This window comes from Mucilaginibacter phenanthrenivorans (genome assembly GCF_024721155.1).
Lineage (GTDB): Bacteria > Bacteroidota > Bacteroidia > Sphingobacteriales > Sphingobacteriaceae > Mucilaginibacter > Mucilaginibacter phenanthrenivorans.
This window is the reverse complement of the sequence record NZ_JAHVAP010000001.1, coordinates 807401-827075: the sequence shown is the minus strand read 5'-3', so window position 1 is coordinate 827075 and position 19675 is coordinate 807401. Positions and strand designations below refer to the sequence as shown.

At 41.0% G+C, this 19675-nt stretch carries 20 protein-coding genes and 1 other RNA gene; 15 read left to right on the top strand and 6 right to left on the bottom strand.

Annotated elements, in window-relative coordinates:
- The first annotated feature begins 63 nt into the window (after nucleotides 1-63).
- The 8 genes from KXD93_RS03460 (at nucleotide 64) to KXD93_RS03425 (ending at nucleotide 7283) form a co-directional block, all read left to right on the top strand.
- Entirely contained in the window at nucleotides 64-624 is a 561-nt protein-coding gene (locus tag KXD93_RS03460) for a 2'-5' RNA ligase family protein (RefSeq protein ID WP_258135468.1), read from the top strand.
- Between the two features lie 74 nt (nucleotides 625-698).
- A complete protein-coding gene (locus tag KXD93_RS03455; RefSeq protein WP_258135467.1) occupies nucleotides 699-1325 on the top strand; it encodes a 2'-5' RNA ligase family protein in 627 nt (208 codons plus the stop codon).
- Nucleotides 1326-1487: 162 nt separating this feature from the next.
- An RNA gene (gene ffs / locus KXD93_RS03450) (signal recognition particle sRNA small type) lies at nucleotides 1488-1586 on the top strand.
- 101 nt (nucleotides 1587-1687) lie between these two features.
- A complete protein-coding gene (locus KXD93_RS03445; protein ID WP_258135466.1) occupies nucleotides 1688-2644 on the top strand; it encodes a YpdA family putative bacillithiol disulfide reductase in 957 nt (318 codons plus the stop codon).
- Between the two features lie 437 nt (nucleotides 2645-3081).
- Nucleotides 3082-3735, top strand: coding sequence for a GNAT family N-acetyltransferase (locus tag KXD93_RS03440; RefSeq protein WP_258135465.1), 654 nt, complete (start codon nucleotides 3082-3084; stop codon nucleotides 3733-3735).
- Nucleotides 3736-3826: 91 nt separating this feature from the next.
- Nucleotides 3827-5041, top strand: a complete 1215-nt coding sequence (gene argG / locus KXD93_RS03435) for an argininosuccinate synthase (RefSeq protein WP_258135464.1) — start codon at nucleotides 3827-3829, stop codon at nucleotides 5039-5041.
- Nucleotides 5042-5062: 21 nt separating this feature from the next.
- Nucleotides 5063-6109, top strand: a complete 1047-nt coding sequence (argC, locus tag KXD93_RS03430) for an N-acetyl-gamma-glutamyl-phosphate reductase (RefSeq protein WP_258135463.1) — start codon at nucleotides 5063-5065, stop codon at nucleotides 6107-6109.
- 49 nt (nucleotides 6110-6158) lie between these two features.
- Nucleotides 6159-7283, top strand: coding sequence for an aspartate aminotransferase family protein (locus KXD93_RS03425; RefSeq protein ID WP_258135462.1), 1125 nt, complete (start codon nucleotides 6159-6161; stop codon nucleotides 7281-7283).
- Here the strand turns inward: KXD93_RS03425 and KXD93_RS03420 are convergent.
- Nucleotides 7280-7651 (bottom strand): hypothetical protein, encoded by a 372-nt coding sequence (locus KXD93_RS03420; RefSeq protein ID WP_258135461.1) that lies wholly within the window; start codon nucleotides 7649-7651, stop codon nucleotides 7280-7282. The genes KXD93_RS03425 and KXD93_RS03420 overlap by 4 nt on opposite strands.
- A gap of 98 nt (nucleotides 7652-7749) precedes the next feature.
- Here KXD93_RS03420 and KXD93_RS03415 point away from each other — a divergent pair, with 98 nt between their 5' ends.
- Nucleotides 7750-8700 (top strand): Rossmann-fold NAD(P)-binding domain-containing protein, encoded by a 951-nt coding sequence (locus tag KXD93_RS03415; protein ID WP_258135460.1) that lies wholly within the window; start codon nucleotides 7750-7752, stop codon nucleotides 8698-8700.
- A 21-nt stretch (nucleotides 8701-8721) separates the two neighbouring features.
- Complete coding sequence (locus KXD93_RS03410; protein WP_258135459.1) at nucleotides 8722-9333, top strand: FMN-binding negative transcriptional regulator; 612 nt, start codon at nucleotides 8722-8724, stop codon at nucleotides 9331-9333.
- Nucleotides 9334-9524: 191 nt separating this feature from the next.
- Here KXD93_RS03410 and KXD93_RS03405 read toward each other — a convergent pair whose 3' ends face one another.
- Both KXD93_RS03405 and KXD93_RS03400 read right to left on the bottom strand, forming a co-directional pair.
- A complete protein-coding gene (locus tag KXD93_RS03405; protein WP_258135458.1) occupies nucleotides 9525-10775 on the bottom strand; it encodes a cation:proton antiporter in 1251 nt (416 codons plus the stop codon).
- Between the two features lie 60 nt (nucleotides 10776-10835).
- Entirely contained in the window at nucleotides 10836-12152 is a 1317-nt protein-coding gene (locus KXD93_RS03400) for an NAD(P)/FAD-dependent oxidoreductase (protein ID WP_258135457.1), read from the bottom strand.
- Nucleotides 12153-12458: 306 nt separating this feature from the next.
- Between KXD93_RS03400 and argB the strand changes: the two genes are divergently transcribed.
- The 3 genes from argB (at nucleotide 12459) to KXD93_RS03385 (ending at nucleotide 15644) form a co-directional block, all read left to right on the top strand.
- The gene (gene argB / locus KXD93_RS03395) at nucleotides 12459-13295 is read left to right on the top strand and encodes an acetylglutamate kinase (protein WP_258135456.1); all 837 of its coding nucleotides are present in this window, start codon (nucleotides 12459-12461) and stop codon (nucleotides 13293-13295) included.
- Complete coding sequence (gene proC / locus KXD93_RS03390) at nucleotides 13292-14110, top strand: pyrroline-5-carboxylate reductase (RefSeq protein WP_258135455.1); 819 nt, start codon at nucleotides 13292-13294, stop codon at nucleotides 14108-14110. The genes argB and proC overlap by 4 nt, the downstream gene beginning before the upstream one ends.
- A gap of 157 nt (nucleotides 14111-14267) precedes the next feature.
- Nucleotides 14268-15644 (top strand): aspartate kinase, encoded by a 1377-nt coding sequence (locus tag KXD93_RS03385; protein WP_258135454.1) that lies wholly within the window; start codon nucleotides 14268-14270, stop codon nucleotides 15642-15644.
- On the opposite strand, the gene KXD93_RS03380 is transcribed toward KXD93_RS03385, so the two are convergent.
- Complete coding sequence (locus KXD93_RS03380; protein WP_258135453.1) at nucleotides 15641-16012, bottom strand: hypothetical protein; 372 nt, start codon at nucleotides 16010-16012, stop codon at nucleotides 15641-15643. The two genes, KXD93_RS03385 and KXD93_RS03380, sit on opposite strands and share 4 nt — an antisense overlap.
- 200 nt (nucleotides 16013-16212) lie before the next feature.
- Nucleotides 16213-16905: a 2,3-diphosphoglycerate-dependent phosphoglycerate mutase gene (gene gpmA, locus KXD93_RS03375; protein ID WP_308726279.1), complete on the bottom strand. Its 693-nt coding sequence runs from the start codon at nucleotides 16903-16905 to the stop codon at nucleotides 16213-16215.
- 108 nt (nucleotides 16906-17013) lie between these two features.
- Here gpmA and KXD93_RS03370 point away from each other — a divergent pair, with 108 nt between their 5' ends.
- Entirely contained in the window at nucleotides 17014-17592 is a 579-nt protein-coding gene (locus KXD93_RS03370; RefSeq protein WP_258135451.1) for an acetate uptake transporter, read from the top strand.
- A 109-nt stretch (nucleotides 17593-17701) separates the two neighbouring features.
- A complete protein-coding gene (locus tag KXD93_RS03365) occupies nucleotides 17702-18088 on the top strand; it encodes an SRPBCC domain-containing protein (RefSeq protein ID WP_258135450.1) in 387 nt (128 codons plus the stop codon).
- A gap of 66 nt (nucleotides 18089-18154) precedes the next feature.
- On the opposite strand, the gene KXD93_RS03360 is transcribed toward KXD93_RS03365, so the two are convergent.
- The gene (locus KXD93_RS03360) at nucleotides 18155-19537 is read right to left on the bottom strand and encodes a DUF6089 family protein (protein ID WP_258135449.1); all 1383 of its coding nucleotides are present in this window, start codon (nucleotides 19535-19537) and stop codon (nucleotides 18155-18157) included.
- Nucleotides 19538-19675 lie beyond the last annotated feature (138 nt).

Here is a 19675-nt window from a genome sequence, read left to right as displayed (position 1 = left end):
TAAAAAATAAATTGAAATTACTAAATATATTAGCATTTTAGCATCGTAAAATTATTGATGCTGATGACTGCCTACACTGATTATTTGATGATAATTTCCTTGCCGGGCGACTTGGTTAAGGAGGTCAGCAGGTATAAGCGGGCATCGGTAAATGCTATAGGGCATTTCGAAGGGATGCACAACCGGGCCTATATTACTGTAACGCACCAGGTGCGTTGTAAACCTTTTTTGGCGCAAGCCGCCATCGCCAGAATGGGGCAGCGGTTAAGTACCATGCCACCGGTTGAATTGTATTTAAATGGTTTCGGTAATTTTAATAACAATCATATAGCCAGCACAATATATGCAAAAATAGAACTAACAGATCGCGCTAACAAATGGTTTAAACTACTCAGCATGCAAATGGGCATCAAGCTTAATAACTTTGTGCCTCACATTACAATTGCCCGTAATATCCCGGCAACTGCATTCAATAAACTATGGCCAAATTTTGAGCAACGGGAATTTAAGCATTCGTTTATTGTTAACTATCTCACCATTTTGCATCGTGATACCTTTGCTGAACATAATGAATGGAAAGTCTATCGAGAATTGCATTTTGGGAACAGGCTGCTGGCATTTTAGTGAAAATTAATTTCAAAACGATTTGCAAATACTAAAAATATTAGCAATATTTGTTTTATTAAATCATTGATGTTATGACAGGTTACCAGGATTATTTAATAGTGCTTACCCCATCTGATAGTGTGTGCAAACGCATAAAACGAATCAAGGAGGATAGCGCTGCCATTATTGGCGATTATGAGGGTAAATATTCAAAGGCGCACATCAGTATTCAGCAATGGCCGCGTAAAAAACCGGTATGGATAGATGCGCTGATGCCCAAACTGGAGCGGGAGCTGTTAACCCTACCCTCATTGCCAATCAGTGTAAACGGGTTTGATTTTTTTCATCACGAGGAAAACCCAACCATTTACGCAAGACTTGAGCAAAACCCCGGAACTACTATTTGGTTTAAACACCTGAAGCGCTTTTTTAGTGGCGGCACCTTTGTGCCGCATATAACCATAGCCCGAAGCTTACCGTCGACAGCATTTAAAAAACTTTGGCCCTATGTTAGCAAACAGGAATGGAACGAAGAATTTAAAGTAGATAAATTAACCATCCTGCGCCGGGATATGATCGGTCATGATAGAAGCTACAAGGTATATAAGGAATTGCCATTTAATCGCCGGCTTGATTTCAACACCTTCGTTAATTCGAAGCTAAAAGCGCCGGTACCGGCAGAAAAACCAGTTGTTTCGTCACAGTTTAGCCTGTTTTAATCAACATGCAGCTGTTTTTCCCAAATAAATTGCAGTTTTTTAAATTCGTTAACTAATTGTATTACAATAGTTCAGCATATCAAAACCTAAACTTTATCACAATAAATTTCCTTTTTTAACAATTTATTAACCGAAAACAAACCTTTTTCTATCTTTGCGCCGGGGTAAGTCTTTTACGGCCAGCTCCTCTTGAACTCCCCCAGGGTGGGAACGCAGCAAGGGTAGAGAGTTGAGCGGCGCGATAAAAGTAGCTTACCCTTTTTTGTGCCTTTATTTTTCCCCGCCGACAAATATCCACTTCCCATTTTTCATGACTTTACTATGAACTAAATGTGCTTATCTTCGCACAAACATCTTCTTAAATGCTCGATATACTCATCATAGGTGGCGGCCCGATAGGAATAGCCTGCGGACTGCAAGCTCAAAAAGCCGGACTTACCTTTTTAATCGTCGAAAAAGGTTGCCTTGTAAATTCATTATACAACTATCCCTCCACCATGACCTTCTTCTCTACTTCAGAGAAATTGGAAATTGGCGGGATCCCATTCGTAACAATTAGCAACAAGCCAACCCGTTCGGAAGCTTTGGAATATTACCGCAGGGTTGCTACGTCAAATAATCTACCCATTAATCTGTTCGAAGAAGTTACCGGGCTGGTTAAACAGGATGATATTTTCACTGTAACAACCAGCAAGGCAACATACCAGGCAAAAAAGGTAATCCTTTCAACCGGTTTTTATGATATTGCCGTCACGCTTGATATCCCCGGAGAGGACCTGTCCAAAGTAAAACATTACTATAAAGACCCTCATTATTATGCCATGCAAAAAGTGGTAGTGGTTGGGTCAAGCAATTCGGCTATCGATGTAGCACTCGAAACATATCGTAAGGGAGCTGAGGTTACGCTAGTGATCCGTGGCGAAGAAGTTAGCCACCGGGTTAAATATTGGGTGCGACCGGATATCATCAACCGGATAAAGGAAGGTAGTGTACAAGCCTACTTTAATTCTAATTTAAAAGCAATTCGTGAAAACGAAATTGATATTGAAACGCCTGCCGGCCTTGTTACCATCCCTAACGATTTCGTTATGGCAATGACCGGTTATAAACCAAACTTTGATTTTCTTAAGAAGTTAGGGATTACCTTAACAGACGACAAATTTATACCCACCTATAACCCCGAAACCATGGAAACCAATTTGCCCGGCCTATACCTTGCCGGTGTAGTTTGCGGCGGTATGGATACGCACCTGTGGTTTATTGAAAACTCAAGGGTGCACGCGGAGATGATTTTGGCGGATATTATTTTTAAAGGTTGAAAACGTTATAGTGGTTGTAAAGGTTGAAGAAGTTACGTTTTTTGTATTAAAGGGACAGACATCAGATATTTTTAACAATTATAACCCTTAAAACAACTACAACATTTACAACCTAACAATAATCATTTTTTTCTTGCATAAATAAAAATTAATGCAATACTTTGCACAAAATTTAAAAAACAATAAAAACAACATAAAAATGAATCAACAAAGCTTAAATAAGCCATTAATCAGAGCGATATTTGCTCCGGTTGCAGCTGCTTTGGTTTCAACTGTTTTTTTATTTTCGCCTTCACGACGAAGGCCGTACATGCCCCGGGTTTGATTTATTTCTCTTCCTTAACCCATTGAGGTTTATATTAAACCTCATCAAAAAAAATCATCTAATTATTAACGCTTTAAATGGCAAATAATTTAACGGTAATTTTTCTATTTCAATGATTAAAGATTTTGACATCCAGGTTGCAACCGCACAGCATGTAGATTTTGCCCCTCAGATTTGTGATGAGATGGCCGAGTCGGCTAAGGCACGCGGTACAGGTATTGCGCAACGCTCTCCCGAATATGTAGCCAATAAGATGCTGGAAGGCAAGGCTGTTATAGCATTTCATAAAGATGGTACCTGGGCAGGTTTCTGCTATATAGAAACCTGGAGCCATGGTGATTTCGTTGCAAACTCAGGTTTAATTGTAAGTCCGCAGTTCCGGAAGGAAGGGCTTGCCAAGGCGATAAAGGAAAATATTTTCAAATTATCGCGCGCAAAATATCCCAATGCAAAGATCTTTGGTCTTACAACCGGCCTGGCTGTAATGAAGATAAACTCTGAACTTGGGTATGAACCGGTAACCTATTCTGAACTTACACAAGACGAAGACTTCTGGGCAGGCTGCAAAAGCTGCGTGAACTTTGATATCCTAACCAGTAAAGGCCGTAAGAATTGTATGTGCACTGCCATGCTGTTTGATCCTGCTGAGAAGCAGAAGGAATACGAAGACAAGATGAAAAAGATCACGCATAAGGCAACGCTGCTTGAACGAATTGAAAATGCGATTAAAAAGAGGATGGATAAATTCTCATACAGCGCAACGTAGAGACGCAGTACTTTGTGTCTTTGAATACAAAGAATAAATAAACGAACTACAAGAGACACAAAATATTGTGTCTCAACATAAATACACATCGATGAAAAAAAAGGTTGTTTTAGCTTATAGCGGCGGATTAGATACCTCATTCTGCTGCATCTATTTAACACAGGACTTAGGTTATGAAGTTCATTCCGTAATTGTTAATACCGGCGGCTTCAGCGAGGAAGAATTAAAGGGAGTTGAAGAACGCGCGTACAAGATGGGGGTTACCTCTCACCACGTAGTTGACGAAACAGAAAACTTTTACAATACCTGCGTTCGCTTTTTGATCTATGGTAATGTATTAAAAAACAACACTTATCCCCTTTCGGTAAGTGCGGAGCGGGTTAGCCAGGCTACAGCCATCGCTAATTATGCTAAAGAGATCGGCGCCGAATTTGTTGCCCACGGCAGTACCGGTGCGGGTAACGACCAGGTTCGCTTTGATATGATCTTCAACATCCTTGTTCCGGAAGTACAGATCATCACCCCTATCCGTGATTTAAAACTAAGCCGCGAGGAAGAGATCCAGTACCTGAAGGATCATGGTGTGGAAATGAATTTCGAAAAGGCTAAATACTCTATCAATAAAGGTATTTGGGGAACATCGGTTGGCGGCAAAGAAACCCTTACCTCTAATTTAGGCTTACCGGAAGAAGCATGGCCTACACAGGTAACCTCGACAGAAGTAAAGAACCTTGAGCTTGTATTTGAAAAAGGCGAGTTAATCGGCATCGACGACGAAAAATTTGATCATCCGACAAAAGCTATCCAGGCATTGCAGGCTATAGCACAACCATACGGTATCGGCCGGGATATTCACGTAGGTGATACCATCATCGGCATAAAAGGCCGTGTAGGCTTTGAAGCTGCAGCACCAATGGTTATTATAAAGGCTCACCACACACTGGAGAAACATGTATTAACTAAATGGCAGCTTTCATGGAAGGATCAGCTATCATCCTTCTATGGCAACTGGCTGCATGAAGGCCAATTCCACGATCCTATCATGCGCAACATCGAGGCGTTTTTATCAGATACACAGCAAAATGTTAGCGGTAAAGTATTTGTACAATTACATCCTTACCGTTTCCAAATTGTAGGTATCGAGTCGGCACATGATCTGATGTCGAACAAATTTGGCACCTATGGCGAGATGAATAACTCATGGAGCGGCGAAGATGTTAAAGGGTTCTCCAAAATATTTGGCAACCAGGTAATGATCTATCATAAGGTGAATGCCCCCCAGCCCCCTGAAGGGGGAGTTATTTAAACTCTTATTAAAAAAGACGTTATGAATTTACAAAATAGTGATTATGCCAGTCAGGCCTCCCCTTTAGGGGGCGGGGGGGGCATCGTAAGAGCAGGCATTGTTGGCGGAGCAGGTTACACCGGCGGCGAGATGCTGCGCATTCTGATCAACCATCCAAATGTCGAGATCGCGTTTGTACACAGCAGCAGCAATGCCGGCAACCATGTTTATGATGTGCACACCGATCTGTTTGGAGATACCGATCTTAAGTTCGCAGCCGAGTTGGCTTATAATATCGACGTGCTTTTTCTTTGTGTTGGTCACGGAGATGCGAAGAAGTTTTTAGAAGCTAACCCCATCCCTGAAAATATTAAGATCATCGATCTGAGCCAGGATTTCAGGTTAAAGAACGATGTATCAAGCCATAAAACAAGAACTAAGGAGTTTATTTACGGTTTGCCCGAGTTAAACAGGGAAGCCATAAAAGAAGCCAAAAACATTGCTAATCCAGGTTGCTTTGCTACCTGTTTGCAGTTAGGTTTACTTCCGCTTGCATCAAAAGGTTTGCTGAATAGCGAAGTCCATGTTACCGCCACCACCGGATCAACCGGTGCAGGACAAAGCCCATCAGCGACAACCCACTTTACCTGGCGTAATGATAACCTGTCGGTTTACAAGGCATTTGAGCACCAGCATTTAAACGAGATCGGCCAGTCGTTAAAACAACTGCAGGCAGGATTTGACGAGCCGATAAACTTTATCCCTTACCGGGGTGATTTTACAAGAGGCATAATTGCCTCGATGTACATTGATACCGATGTAACAGAAGCCGATGCATTAAAGCTTTACCATCAATATTATGATGCGCACCCATTCACGCATGTAACCAGTCGCGACATCGATCTAAAACAGATTGTGAATACCAATAAATGCTTTATCCAGGTTAAAAAGCACGGGAATAAGCTTTTGATCATCAGTATTTTGGATAATCTGCTCAAAGGTGCATCCGGCCAGGCTGTGCAAAATATGAATCTGATGTTCGGACTTGATGAGAAAGCGGGTTTAAAACTAAAAGCCACCGGCTTTTAGAAGAAATTATTATTTAACTTTTTAAAGCCCCTTTAGGGGTTTGGGGCATATGAAACTATTTGACGTTTATCCTATCAATCCAATTAACATTGTTAAAGGCGTTGGCAGTCTTGTTTTTGACGATAAAGGAACTGAGTATTTAGATCTTTACGGCGGTCACGCCGTTATATCTATCGGTCACACAAATCCTCATTATGTTAAACGATTGGAAGATCAGCTTCACCAGATAGGTTTTTATTCAAATTCAATTGAGATTCCCTTACAAAAACAACTTGCTGAAAAGCTGGGGCACGTTTCCGGTAAAGAGGATTATCAATTGTTTTTATGTAACTCGGGTGCCGAAGCGAATGAGAATGCGCTAAAACTGGCGTCTTTTTATAATGGCAAAAAGAAGATCATCGCTTTTAAAGGCGCCTTCCATGGACGTACATCTTTGGCAGTTGCTGTTACCGATAATCCTAAGATTGTTGCCCCTGTTAACGAAACCGACAACGTGATATTTTTACCATGGAAGGATGAGGCGGCGCTGGAGCAAGCGTTCGCTGAAAATGAAATATCTTCGGTAATTATTGAGGGCATCCAGGGCGTGGGTGGAATCCAGGTTGCGCCAGAAAGCTTCTTACTGAAGATCAGATCACTTTGCGATGCTAATAACGCCGTATTTATAGCGGATTCTGTACAGTGTGGTTACGGTCGTACCGGTAAATTTTTCTCGCATGATTTTGCGGGCATTAATGCTGATATTTATAGCATGGCCAAAGGCATGGGTAACGGCTTCCCCATAGGTGGCATCGTTATATCGCCAAAAATTCAACCTGCCTATGGTATGCTGGGTACTACCTTTGGGGGTAATCATTTAGCCTGTGCGGCGGGTTTGGCAGTGCTTGAAGTGATGGAGCAGGATAACCTGATGCAAAACGCTGCTGAAGTTGGGGCTTACCTGGCTGAGGAAATCAGGAAGTTTAAACAGGTTACCGAGGTTCGGGGTCGTGGATTGATGATTGGTATTGAACTACCTGCTGAATTGGCCCATGTACGGAAGGAACTATTGTTCAAGCATAACATATTTACCGGTGAGGCTAAACCAAACGTGGTAAGACTTCTGCCTGCGCTTAACTTAACCAAGGCACATGCCGACAGGTTTTTAGAGGCATTTGCTGCTATTCTAAATTAATTAGCAGCCCTGGGAATTGATTGGTTGATAAAATAAATAATGACATAAGAGACTAGGCCGCCAAGTATAGAGGCTAAAATGTCGTTTATATCAAAAACCATATGAGGCATTAGCGGTTGTACAAATTCATAAAGAATGAGGCCACTTACAAGGCCGGTGATTCCCTTGATAATTAAGTTGTTTTGCAATGGATTTTTTATAATCATGTAAGCAAAGGACATAATTACAGCAGCTAAAAAATTGGGAAGAGACCCTGCCAAAAGATAATTATGATGTGCAAATAGGTATTTTCTTAAATGCAGCTCTTCATAAAGTGTGAAGGCTAAGGCTAAAATAAGAAGGATGATATAAATTGTTCGTCGACCCATTGAATTGAAAAGTTGACCAAAGATAGAAGTATAGGAATATACGCTACAATTTAATATAAAATACTCTTTCTCAAAGGAAAGAATTATAGGTAAAACCCATGAAACTATTTTCCTCTGTAAATGACGTTCCCGACGTAAACGCACTTGTTAAGGAGGCGTTACATCTTAAACAAAACCCTTACGCTTATAAGGACCTGGGAGAAAACAAGACCATGGCACTGGTATTTTTAAACCCGAGCCTGCGTACCCGAATGAGCACCCAAAAGGCTGCATTGAACCTGGGCATGAATGTAATGGTGCTGAATATGGATAAAGAAGGCTGGGCCTTGGAATTGCGCGATAACGTGATTATGAATGGCACCAGCGTTGAGCATATCCGCGAAGCAGCCGCTGTTATGGGACAGTATGCCGATATTATCGGGGTACGTTCGTTCCCGGGATTGAAGGATCGCGACGAGGACTACGGCGAGATGATCTTCAATAAGTTTGTAGAGTTTTGCGGTGTACCAGTTGTGAGTTTGGAATCGGCAACCCGTCACCCATTACAAAGCCTGGCAGATTTGATCACCATTGAAGAATTAAAAACCCGCAGCAAGCCCAAGGTTGTTTTAACATGGGCGCCACACATAAAACCATTACCGCAGGCAGTACCCAATTCATTTGCCGAATGGATGTGCAAGGCTGATGTTGATTTTACCATTGCCCATCCAAAAGGTTATGAACTTTGTACCGATTTCACCCAAGGCGCAAAAATTACCAACAACCAGGATGAAGCTTTAGCTGACGCGGATTTTATATATGTGAAAAACTGGTCAGCTTACGAGCCCTACGGGCAGATCTTCCCCGGCAACGAGGACTGGATGCTTACCAACGAAAGATTAAAGATAACCAACGACGCAAAAGTAATGCATTGCCTGCCGGTGAGGCGTGATCTTGAGCTCTCATCAGAAATATTGGATGGCAAACACTCAATTGTAGTTCATGAAGCGGCTAACCGGGTTTGGGCCGCTCAAGCGGTATTAAAAAGGATGCTGGAAGCCAACCACTAACTTAATTAACCAACTCTATAAATGTACATCCCATCCTTTAACCAGTTCCCAAATCATAAGGAAGTCATCGACTTTATTAAGCGGTACAGCTTTGCGACGATAGTAACCGTTAAGGATAATATCCCCACTGCTACACATTTACCTTTTATTATTAAGGAAGTTGACGGCCAGTTAATTTTATTATCTCATTTTGCAAAAGCGAACCCACAAGCAAACGATATTGTAAATAACCGTGCCTTAGTAATATTTACTGAGCCTCACGCCTATATCTCTCCCAAAAACTACGAGAAAGAGCAAAATGTACCAACCTGGAACTACCTTGCCGTACATGCTTATGGCGATTGCTTTTTGTTAAACGGCGAAGAAAATAAGGCGGCATTATTAAAAGAAACCATTCAATATTATGAGGCTGACTATCTAAAGCGATACGAGGGTTTGACCGACGATTACAAACAAAAAATGATGAAAGGCATTGTTGCCTTTCAAATAATTGTTGATGACCTGCAAGCCAAAAAGAAGCTCAGCCAAAACCGGTCTGAAAAGGAACGGGAGAATATCATTGAAGATTTAGAAAAATCAGCCATTACTACAGAAAAGGAGATTGCTGATTATATGAAATCATTAGCAAAATAAGTTTTTTTTATCGCACGCCTGACCCCATCGGGGTCAAATATTGGTAGCAAGAAATAATAAATTGCAAATGCGCTCCGTAGGTGCGTAACTCCGCATTTTGTTACGCACCTACGGAGCGAAAATTCTTTATTTATATTTTTCTACCAATATTGCGCTCAGATGGAGCGAATTGCAGACTGGTGAGAGATGGATTAATTCGCCTCTTTATCCTTCAATGAAGAATTTATCAATTTATTCAAAGTAAGCCCCTGCACTACAATAGAAAATATCACTATAAAGTAACTGCCGCATAATATAATATGCCGATAGGGGCTAGTTGGTAATGACAGTGCCAGCGCAATGGAAATACCGCCCCTCACCCCTGCCCAGGTTAAAATATTGATGTTTTTATAGTTCACATTTAGCGTACGCCGCAGGAAGGTTAGTGGCAATAAAATACTCAGCCAGCGGGCAATTAAAATGAGCAGAATAGCAATTCCACCGGTTAACCAGTAATTAGTTATGTAAGGCAGATTAACCATCTGCAGCCCGATCATCACAAATAGAATGGTGTTCAGCATTTCATCTATCAGTTGCCAGAATTTCTCCAACGCTTCGTGTGATCGCTCTTTTTCATCGATATTGATCGTCCGGTTGCCCATAAATAATCCGGCGGATACCACGGCTAAGGGGATAGATAAATGGAGATAGGTTGCAATAACTGAAACACTCATCACCACTGATAATGAAACCAGCACAATGGTTTGAAAGTCGGTAATTGATTTCATTAGCCGGAATGCGACAAACCCTAAAATTAATCCTAATCCAATACCTCCGAAAACCTCCCTGGCAAATAATATCGCAGTTTGTGCAAAGTTCACATTAGCAACACCTGAATTTATAGCCTCCAGGATGGTTATAAAAAGTACAAGCCCTACACCATCGTTAAACAACGATTCTCCGGAAATAATAGTTGCCAGGTTTGCCGGAAGTTTTGAAGTTTTGATGATAGCCCCGACCGCTACAGGGTCTGTAGGTGAGATCAGGGCTCCAAACAAAAGGCAATAAACAAACGACATGTGGATATTAAACAACATCGTTCCGTAGTAAAAAAGAACGCCAAAAACACCCGTAGAGAGTATAACACTCAGTGTACTCAAAACAAAAACCGGGCGCAATTCTCTTTTTAATCGCTTTGTATTTGAATTGAATGAGCCCGCAAAAAGCAAAAAGCCAAGCATTATATTTAATACCGCGCCTGAAAAATTGATGTTCTTTGCCAAAACGGTAAGGTAACTTGCGATAGCCGGATCAAGCTTATCGATAGCAATGGTGACTACCGAAACTATTATAGCAATTGTAATAATGCCAATGGTGCCCGGCAGTTTAAAAAAGCGGGCATTCACATACGAATAAAAGGCGCTGACTACAATCAACAGCGTAATGATGAGGAATAATCCCATTGTTGAATATATTACTTAGTAATGTAAAATGCTCAACAATGTTTTAAAACAGGATGTTTTCTATTTTGAGGCTTCGTTAGTTCTCCGGGTCTCGGTATTAAAGCTTCGTATTATCAGCCTGTTATCACTATTTTTTGTAAAATAGTTTAGAAACCAGCTAAAGAATATGATACCCTTGTTCGCAAACCCAGCAAGAGACATTAAGTGTACGACACCCCAAAGCAACCACGCAAAAAATCCCTGGAAACGGAGTTTACCCAAATCGGCGACCGCCTGGTTCCGGCCTATGGTGGCCAATGATCCCTTATCCTTATAGATAAATGGCTTCGTCGGCTCATTCTTAATTAAATGGACCAAATTTTTAGCCAGCCATTGGCCTTGCTGGATCGCCGTCGGCGCCACTCCCGGGTGCCCGTTTGGTGTTTCCGGGGTTATTATTGCAGATACGTCACCAATTGCAAATATATTCTGATAACCCTTTACCCTATTGATTTCATCGGTTTGGATGCGGTTTCCGCGGGTAATAGTTTCAGCCGGGATTCCATCCGGAACTTCGCCCTTTACCCCTGCCGCCCATAAAACGTTACGGGTTTTTATAGTCTTTCCGTTATCAATAGTTAAATAAAACCCATCATAACTTTGTACATGTGCACTATTGAATATGGTTACATCAGCATCTGTTAAAAACTTTTTTGCTTTCTCAGATGCTTGTGGTGACATAGCGGCGAGCAGCCTGTCCTTACCCTCGACCAAATAAACCCGCATATCGTATTTGCTCAACCCGTGGTAATCCTTTCCCAAGATCAAATGCCGCATCTCGGCTAAGGCACCGGAAAGTTCAACGCCGGTTGGGCCGCCACCTACAACTACAAAGGTCATAAGCGCAAATTTTTCACGCATGTCCGTAGTAACCAGAGCTGTTTCCAGGTTTTGGAGAATCAGGCTGCGCAAATTCAGCGCTTCGGGAATATTTTTCATCGGCATGGCAAAATGCTCAATTTGCTCATTTCCGAAAAAATTGGTGTTGGAGCCGGTTGCTATAACCAGGTAATCATAATGAATGGTTCCTACATCCGTTGAGATCGTATTATCTTCGGGGTTTACTTTTTGAACTTCTGCAAGGTTAAAGCTGAAATTATTTTGCTTTGTAAAGATCCGGCGGATGGGAAAACCTATTGAATCCGCTTCGATCGATCCTATGGCAACCTGGTACAATAAGGGTTGAAATGTATGATAATTGTGTTTGTCGAGCAACAGGATATCAACCGGTGCATTTTTTAATTTTTGAGCCAGGGCAAGGCCGCCAAATCCACCACCAACAATAACTACCCTGGGCCTCGAACTATTAGTTTTATCTTCAGATGTAACAGTAAACATATTTGTTTGTAAATTTCAATTATACACAATCTTTCATTAATGTATTGTAAACTTATTGCCAGTGGCAATTTAAATACAATTGATTGACGCATGAGTTTTATAAAAATAACTGGTGTGATTTTATTAAATTTGCAAAACCATTTAAAAATGTCCATCCTTAAACCTTGACAATTCCTCACGTTTGACATTAAAATGTTCATTTTATCTTCATTTATTTAACTTAATAGGCTATTTTTTAGTAATTTTATCCCGTATAAGTGATTAATTGAAGTTTTTTAACTTTTATTTGTTAACAACCGGCATAATATGGGCAAAATCAATACGGTTTCAACCAATAACAAGGCGAATAACAACCTGTACGTTATAAAAATTGGTGGAAATGTTATTGATAATTCCGAAAACCTGCACAAATTTTTAAAGGATTTTACATCTCTTGATGGCTATAAAATTTTGGTGCACGGTGGCGGTAAGGTAGCAACCCAACTTTCTGAAACGTTAGGTATTGAACCTAAGCTGGTTGACGGCAGGCGCATAACAGATATTGAAACGCTGCGTGTGGTTACTATGGTATACGGCGGCCTTATCAATAAGAACATTGTGGCTCAGCTGCAAAGGTTTGGCACCAATGCAATTGGGCTAACCGGAGCAGACGGCGATTTTATCCGCGCGAAAAAACGTCCGGTAAAAACTATAGACTATGGTTTTGTGGGTGATATTGATGACAACTCAATCAACCCGCAAAATTTAAAAAACTTAATGGATGCAGGCTTCACCCCTGTTTTTTGCGCTTTAACACATGATGGCGAGGGCCAGTTGTTAAATACAAATGCAGATACGATAGCATCGGCATTAGCAGTTACGCTTTCAGAACTATACGATACCACCCTTATTTATTGTTTTGAAAAGAAGGGTGTTTTGAAGGATGTTAACGATGAAGATTCGCTGATCCAGGATCTTGATCCGCAACGGTATGAAGAATTAAAACTACAGCAAATAATTCACAGCGGAATGTTACCCAAGCTGGATAACGCCTTTGCCGCCATATCATGCGGGGTAAAAGGCGTAATAATAGGTCATTCCAATGATCTTGGTAAATTGAAGGACGATAAACCATTTGGAACACTTTTAAGCAAAAGCAAATGAACTCACAACAGCATATTGCCATATTGGGCAGCGGTAACATCGGCCTTTCATTAGCAAAAGGGCTTGTAAAGGCGGGGATCTGCAAACCGCAACAAATTTCATTGACACGAAGAAACGTGGGTGCACTTGCTCCGTTTGCAGAGCAGGGATATCATGTAACCGATAATAACCTAAAGGCGGTAAGAAAGGCCGATTTTGTGGTGTTAGCGGTTTTGCCGCATCAGCTAAATAAGCTTTTAGATGAAATAAAGCCAACAATGAAGCCTGAAAAACAACTACTTATATCAGTAGTTTCGGGTGTTAGTTGTGGTGATATCCGTACACAGCTTGATTTAAATGTGCAGGTTGTACGTGCAATGCCAAACACAGCCATAGCCATCGGGCATTCCATGACCTGTATTGCCACGGACAATGGCACGCCAAAGAATATTAACTTTGTCCGTTCCTTGTTTGACACTGTTGGGGTTACTATACAGATAAATGAAGAGCTGATGACTTCTGCAACTGCTTTATGCGCCTGTGGCATAGCCTTCTTTTTAAGATCGATCCGCGCGGCATCACAAGGTGGTACAGAAATCGGTTTCCATGCACATGATGCCTTGAAAATGGCGGCTCAAACTGCAAAGGGAGCTGCCGATTTGTTATTACAACTGGCATCGCATCCGGAACAGGAAATAGATAAGGTAACGTCACCGAGCGGCTGTACCATTGCGGGCTTAAATGAGATGGAACACAATGGCTTCAGTTCGGCTATGATCAAGGGTATAAAACTCTCGGCTGCAAAGGCAGGAGACTTATATCATAAGCCTGAATAAACGCGTCATTTCGATAAAAAGCTTATCAAATCAATAGCAAATCATCCAAGGCAAAAAATCAATATAAACCATAAAAACCTGTATATCAATTAATAATAAACTTTAATTATTACAGGCATAGTTTTAATACCTGCGCTTATAGCGTATATCTTTTATAATGTTAACAGTAGAAAAAATCGGCGGCACTTCCATGACCGCACTTAACGATGTTATCAATAACATCATCCTTTTTAACCGCAGCGGCCAGGAATTATACAACCGCATTTTTGTCGTATCAGCATTTTCAGGAGTAACTAACCTGCTGCTTGAAAATAAGAAGACAGGTGAGCCTGGCGTTTATCATAACCTGGCAAATTTCAGAGATTTTCATAAACCGCTAAGCGAGTTGATCGTAAAACTTAAGCAGATCAACAAGAGTTATGAGAGTTTAGGTTTAAATATTGATGATGCAGACCAGTTCATTGAAAAACGTGTAAAGGAAGCGCAAACCTACCTGGAGAACCTTGCAAACATTCTTACATCAGGCTATGTAAGTAATGAGGGGATTTTACAGGCTGCACGGGAGATCCTGGCATCAATAGGCGAAAGTCATTCTGCGTTTAATTTTGCCAATATTTTACAAAACATGGGTATTAATGCTACCCTGGTCGATTTAAGCGGTTTCCACGACCACCACTCCTACACGATAGATCAGCGCATTAAACGGGAGTTGCAACATATTGATTTTGCAAATACTATATGCATTGTTACCGGCTACGCAAAGGGTACCGAAGGGATCATGCGCGAGTTTGATCGCGGATATTCAGAAGTAACATTCAGTAAAATAGCTGTTGCGGTTAAGCCACAAGAGGCCATTATCCATAAGGAATACCATTTATGTACTGCCGATCCTGTTTTGGTGGGCATAGATAACTGCTACCCGGTTGGTAACACCAATTACGATGTGGCCGATCAACTGGCTGATGTAGGTATGGAAGCAATTCACCCAAAGGCATCAAAGCCATTGGAAATCAATAATATAAATCTTAGAATTAAAAACACATTTGACCCTGAGCATCCCGGCACCCTTATCACAAAGGACTATATCTGTGAGCACAAACGGGTTGAAGTAATTACCGGCACCGAAAAGGTAATGATCATTGATATTTATGATCCGTCGATGGTGGGCACGCCCGGCAGCGACTTAAGCATTATGCAAACCTTTTACGATCATGGCATCAGCTATAACTTTAAGGCAACTAATGCTAACAGCATCTCGATAGTGATCTGGGAAAAGGATTTCAACAAGAAGCTGATCCATGAGTTGGAAGATAGTTTTGAGAAAGTGACGGTTGAAAAAGCAGCGATGGTATGTCTGATCGGTTCTAACATGGACAGGCCGGGCTTATTAGCCAAATCAGCAAACGCTTTAGCAGAGAACGATATTAACATTAAAAGCGCCGGTTTTGCCCTGCGTAAGGTAAATATTCAATTTTTGATAGCAAGAGAAGACTTTGATACGGCAATAATCGCATTGAATAAGGCGATGGGTTAAGAAGTCATAGAGGCTATACTGCACTCGTCAAGTTTTTCAAGGAATAATTTATGCTCACCTTTTTTGATTTTTATTAAGTGCATATCAATCGAAAAGTCAGGTTTTATCTTGAACACTTTATATTTTAATAAATCAATTAATCTATAGTAAGGGATTTGATTAACATATTTTCGTGGGTCATGTAATTGCACCTGAAGTTTTTCATCATCTGCGACTATTTCGTCGATATCTTCCCAATAATATTTCATTCTTTCAAAGTGGTCAAAAACGTAAGTGTCATTTGCGGTAAGGATAGGCTGTTTTAAAACTTTTAAAAAGAAAATCGTTAAAACAGGTCTCAAATAGACAGAAAATAAAACCAAAATCATAGTAATGAAAGAAGAATCAATAGTGTGGGTTTGTTTGAAGCTTTTTACGAAGCATAATGCAGGAATAACTACGACCCACACTAGGCCTATATAAAACTGTTGCGTAAATTTCGAATAATAACTCATGTCGGCGGCATTCCATTAACGTTAGTTTTTGGCGGCTTTACCAAGACCTAATTTAACAGAATTAAATCTAATTCTTACTCTTCCAAATAATAATGCCTAATTCTATTCAAGCCCTCATCCAGTTCATAAACTAACGGCACACCTGTCGGCAAATCTAATTGAGTAACTTCTTCGTCAGTGAGATGATCGATATACTGTATTAAAGCTCTTAAACTGTTGCCATGAGCGCATACAATTACTTTTTGATTCCGACGCATAGAGGGGACAATAAACTCATTCCAGAAAGGTAAAACCCGATCCATGGTTTCACTCAGGTTCTCGGTCAAAGGTAATTCGCGCTCTGTAAGGTCTTTATACCGCAGGTCTTTCCCGGGATAACGGTCATCATCCTTTGTTATGGCAGGCGGCAGCTCATGGGGATCCCGGCGCCATTTTTGTACAAGTTCGGGTCCGTACTTAGCTATAGTTTCATCCTTATTTAATCCCTGTAATGCTCCATAAAAGCGTTCGTTTAAGCGCCATGATTTTTGAACAGGGATCCAGAGATGATCCTGCTCTTCCAGCACGATATGCAATGTTTTTATCGATCTTTTCAATAGCGATGTAAACCCAATATCAAAATTATACCCCTTTTCTTTCAATAGCTCTCCGGCCCTTTTGGCTTGATTGACGCCTTCAGGAGATAGATCTACATCTGTCCAACCAGTAAATCGATTTTCCTTATTCCAAACGCTTTCGCCGTGGCGTAGCAGCACTAATTTTTGCATAGTTAGATTGTTAACCATAAAGTTACAGATCAGTTTGCAGAAAAAATTGGGAAATGTGAAAGGAACAGTTAAATTGCATTATAAACCAATTATAAAAACCTTTAAACTATGATTCCAACAACTCCGGTTGCGATTAAGGATGGCATTGCCAATCCTGCTCCGCTTGGTCTTTGCGCCTTTGGCATGACCACAGTATTACTAAATCTTCATAATGCTGGCTTCTTTGAAATGAATTCAATGATCCTTGCCATGGGAATCTTTTACGGCGGCCTGGCGCAGGTAATTGCCGGTATAATTGAAGCAAAAAAGAATAATACTTTTGGCTTAACGGCATTTACATCGTATGGATTTTTCTGGCTCTCGTTGGTGGGCCTGATTGTTATTCCCAAATTTGGTTGGGCGGCAAAGCCATCAGAAAGCGGTATGTGTGCCTATTTAATTATGTGGGGACTGTTCACACTCTTCCTATTTTTCGGTACACTTAAATTGAACCGTGCGCTACAGGTTGTTTTTGGAACCTTAGTAATATTATTCTTTTTACTGGCCGCCGAGCATGGTACCGGTAATGAAGCTATAGGTAAATTAGCCGGATATGAAGGTATATTCTGCGGTGCGTCAGCTATTTATGCGGGCATTGCCAATGTATTGAATGAGGTTTACGGGAAAACTGTATGGCCACTCGGATAATACTGTCTGAATCAGAATTTTCAGGATTAAAGAATTTTCAGAATCCTTTATCGTACGCTTAGATTCTGTAAATTTACAAATTCTGAAAATTCTGATTCAGACAAAAAACATGAAAGACTTTAAAAAATATTACCGTTTACCCGCAACGCCCGAAGAAATCTATACTGCATTAACAAATCCGCTTACCATTGAATTGTGGACTGGCGAAAGCGCTAAAATGTCGACAGAGCCGGGATCTGAATTTTCCCTGTGGGAAGGGAGTATCGTGGGTAAGAATATTGAATTTGAAGAAGACAAAAAGATAGTTCAGCAATGGTATTTTGACGGGCAGCCGGAAGCGTCGATAGTAACTATTAAAATGCATCCCGATAAAACTGCGACATCGGTGGAATTGAAACACACCAACATTCCCGACGCTGATTACCAGGATATTATTGAAGGATGGGATAACAGCTATTTTGGTTCACTGGCAGAATTTTTTGAGGTTGAATATTAATCAGCTAAATCCGTAAATAACAAAGCCGCTTTTAAGCGGCTTTGTTATTTACGTAAACTTTTAATGTTAATTCAGGCTAAACTCAACCCTCCTATTTTGCTGGCGGCCTTTCGCCGTTTTATTGCTAGCTATAGGGCTGGCCTTTCCATAACCGTCGGCGGTTATCTTCGTAGGATCGACGCCCTGGGTTGCAAGATATGTTTTAACGGCTTCAGCACGATCCCTTGACAGCTTCAGGTTTGCATCAACCGAGCCCACATTATCAGTATACCCGGATAATTTTAAACTGAATTTTTTGGCAACCATTAATTGTGCTAATTTATTGAGGCTTTCATCCGAATGCTGGCGAATAGTTGCCTTACCGAAATCGAACTCAAGATTTTTTACAGCTTCTCTTGCCACGCGCCTGTCATCTTCAGTTACATAAACCTTAACCTCAGGCTTTGCAACAGGTAACGGGCACCCTGCGCCATCAACCTTTGTTCCGGCAGGTGTGTTGGGGCATTTGTCGTAGAAATCGGCTACGCCGTCGCCATCGCTATCTGCGGTGAATTTAGCAAGTGTTGCGTTTGTGGTTGCCAGGTCGGCTTTTAACTGGTCATTTTGTACCTTTTGGGCATCTATCTGGCTTTGTAATTGAGCCCTGGTATTTTGATTTTCCATCATATACTCAGCCCGCATCGACGAAACTGGGTTATATACAGCCATTTGAGGCTTTGATTTGTTGCCTATCGCAAATTCCAAACCGATGTGGGCATAAGAAAATTTGTCATTATTTGTCCCATAATTGTACCCGTCGAGATTATCAGAATAAACAAAGTTAACCTGGTAACCTAAATCAATATTTATCCCCTTTGCTACGTTAATTTTAAGTCCCACCCCTATCGGAATAAAAAACTCATTTATAACACCATTATCAGTTGTTTTGAAATTTGACGAGGTTCCATTAGCTGTTAAAACCGGTTTATATCCTATAATTCCTCCGCCCGCAGTTACGTATGGTTGAATAGCGCCCGCATTATCATGCCAGCTAATGTTGCCGACAGTGACGTTAGCACCTAAACTTAATGCGTAACGCAGTTTTGTGCTAAAGCTATCGTAGGTTTTACCCACTGCGTCAGGTTGGCTGTTATCGCTCGTCAGTTTACCGGCCAACAGATCGCCCTCTATACCAAATGCAGGCGTTATTTGTTTTTTTATATAGCCACCGTACCCGAGTTGTGCATTTGGCGAAGTAAAATCAAGATGTTTGTTTGAACCCAATATGGTGTAACTTGATAAAACGCCCCCACTAAAACCAATTGACCAGGTGCGATAGCTGTTATCCTTTGCAAATGGTTTTACATAATCTGCAGAAGTTTGCGTTGTATCCGGCACCTGGGCAAATAACTTTCCGCACGTCAGTATACCGGTTAACAAAAGGGCTGTTTTTTTGAGATTAATTTTCATGTTTTAAGGTTTGTGAAGATGTTTTTAAAAAGGGTGCTCTATTTTGATGTGACAAGGAATATGGATAATGAATTAACAGTCAACCTGTTTGCCTAAGATACGATTTTAAGTATTACTAAACAATTACAAAAACGAACT

Bases quoted from the DNA above. Each gene is read 5' to 3' on its own strand.
- KXD93_RS03460 (WP_258135468.1), top strand. From the start codon at position 64: ATGACTGCCTACACTGATTATTTGATGATAATTTCCTTGCCGGGCGAC.
- KXD93_RS03455 (WP_258135467.1), top strand. From the start codon at position 699: ATGACAGGTTACCAGGATTATTTAATAGTGCTTACCCCATCTGATAGT.
- KXD93_RS03445 (WP_258135466.1), top strand. From the start codon at position 1,688: ATGCTCGATATACTCATCATAGGTGGCGGCCCGATAGGAATAGCCTGC.
- KXD93_RS03440 (WP_258135465.1), top strand. From the start codon at position 3,082: ATGATTAAAGATTTTGACATCCAGGTTGCAACCGCACAGCATGTAGAT.
- argG (WP_258135464.1), top strand. From the start codon at position 3,827: ATGAAAAAAAAGGTTGTTTTAGCTTATAGCGGCGGATTAGATACCTCA.
- argC (WP_258135463.1), top strand. From the start codon at position 5,063: ATGAATTTACAAAATAGTGATTATGCCAGTCAGGCCTCCCCTTTAGGG.
- KXD93_RS03425 (WP_258135462.1), top strand. From the start codon at position 6,159: ATGAAACTATTTGACGTTTATCCTATCAATCCAATTAACATTGTTAAA.
- KXD93_RS03420 (WP_258135461.1), bottom strand. From the start codon at position 7,651: ATGGGTCGACGAACAATTTATATCATCCTTCTTATTTTAGCCTTAGCC.
- KXD93_RS03415 (WP_258135460.1), top strand. From the start codon at position 7,750: ATGAAACTATTTTCCTCTGTAAATGACGTTCCCGACGTAAACGCACTT.
- KXD93_RS03410 (WP_258135459.1), top strand. From the start codon at position 8,722: ATGTACATCCCATCCTTTAACCAGTTCCCAAATCATAAGGAAGTCATC.
- KXD93_RS03405 (WP_258135458.1), bottom strand. From the start codon at position 10,775: ATGGGATTATTCCTCATCATTACGCTGTTGATTGTAGTCAGCGCCTTT.
- KXD93_RS03400 (WP_258135457.1), bottom strand. From the start codon at position 12,152: ATGTTTACTGTTACATCTGAAGATAAAACTAATAGTTCGAGGCCCAGG.
- argB (WP_258135456.1), top strand. From the start codon at position 12,459: ATGGGCAAAATCAATACGGTTTCAACCAATAACAAGGCGAATAACAAC.
- proC (WP_258135455.1), top strand. From the start codon at position 13,292: ATGAACTCACAACAGCATATTGCCATATTGGGCAGCGGTAACATCGGC.
- KXD93_RS03385 (WP_258135454.1), top strand. From the start codon at position 14,268: ATGTTAACAGTAGAAAAAATCGGCGGCACTTCCATGACCGCACTTAAC.
- KXD93_RS03380 (WP_258135453.1), bottom strand. From the start codon at position 16,012: ATGATTTTGGTTTTATTTTCTGTCTATTTGAGACCTGTTTTAACGATT.
- gpmA (WP_308726279.1), bottom strand. From the start codon at position 16,905: ATGCAAAAATTAGTGCTGCTACGCCACGGCGAAAGCGTTTGGAATAAG.
- KXD93_RS03370 (WP_258135451.1), top strand. From the start codon at position 17,014: ATGATTCCAACAACTCCGGTTGCGATTAAGGATGGCATTGCCAATCCT.
- KXD93_RS03365 (WP_258135450.1), top strand. From the start codon at position 17,702: ATGAAAGACTTTAAAAAATATTACCGTTTACCCGCAACGCCCGAAGAA.
- KXD93_RS03360 (WP_258135449.1), bottom strand. From the start codon at position 19,537: ATGAAAATTAATCTCAAAAAAACAGCCCTTTTGTTAACCGGTATACTG.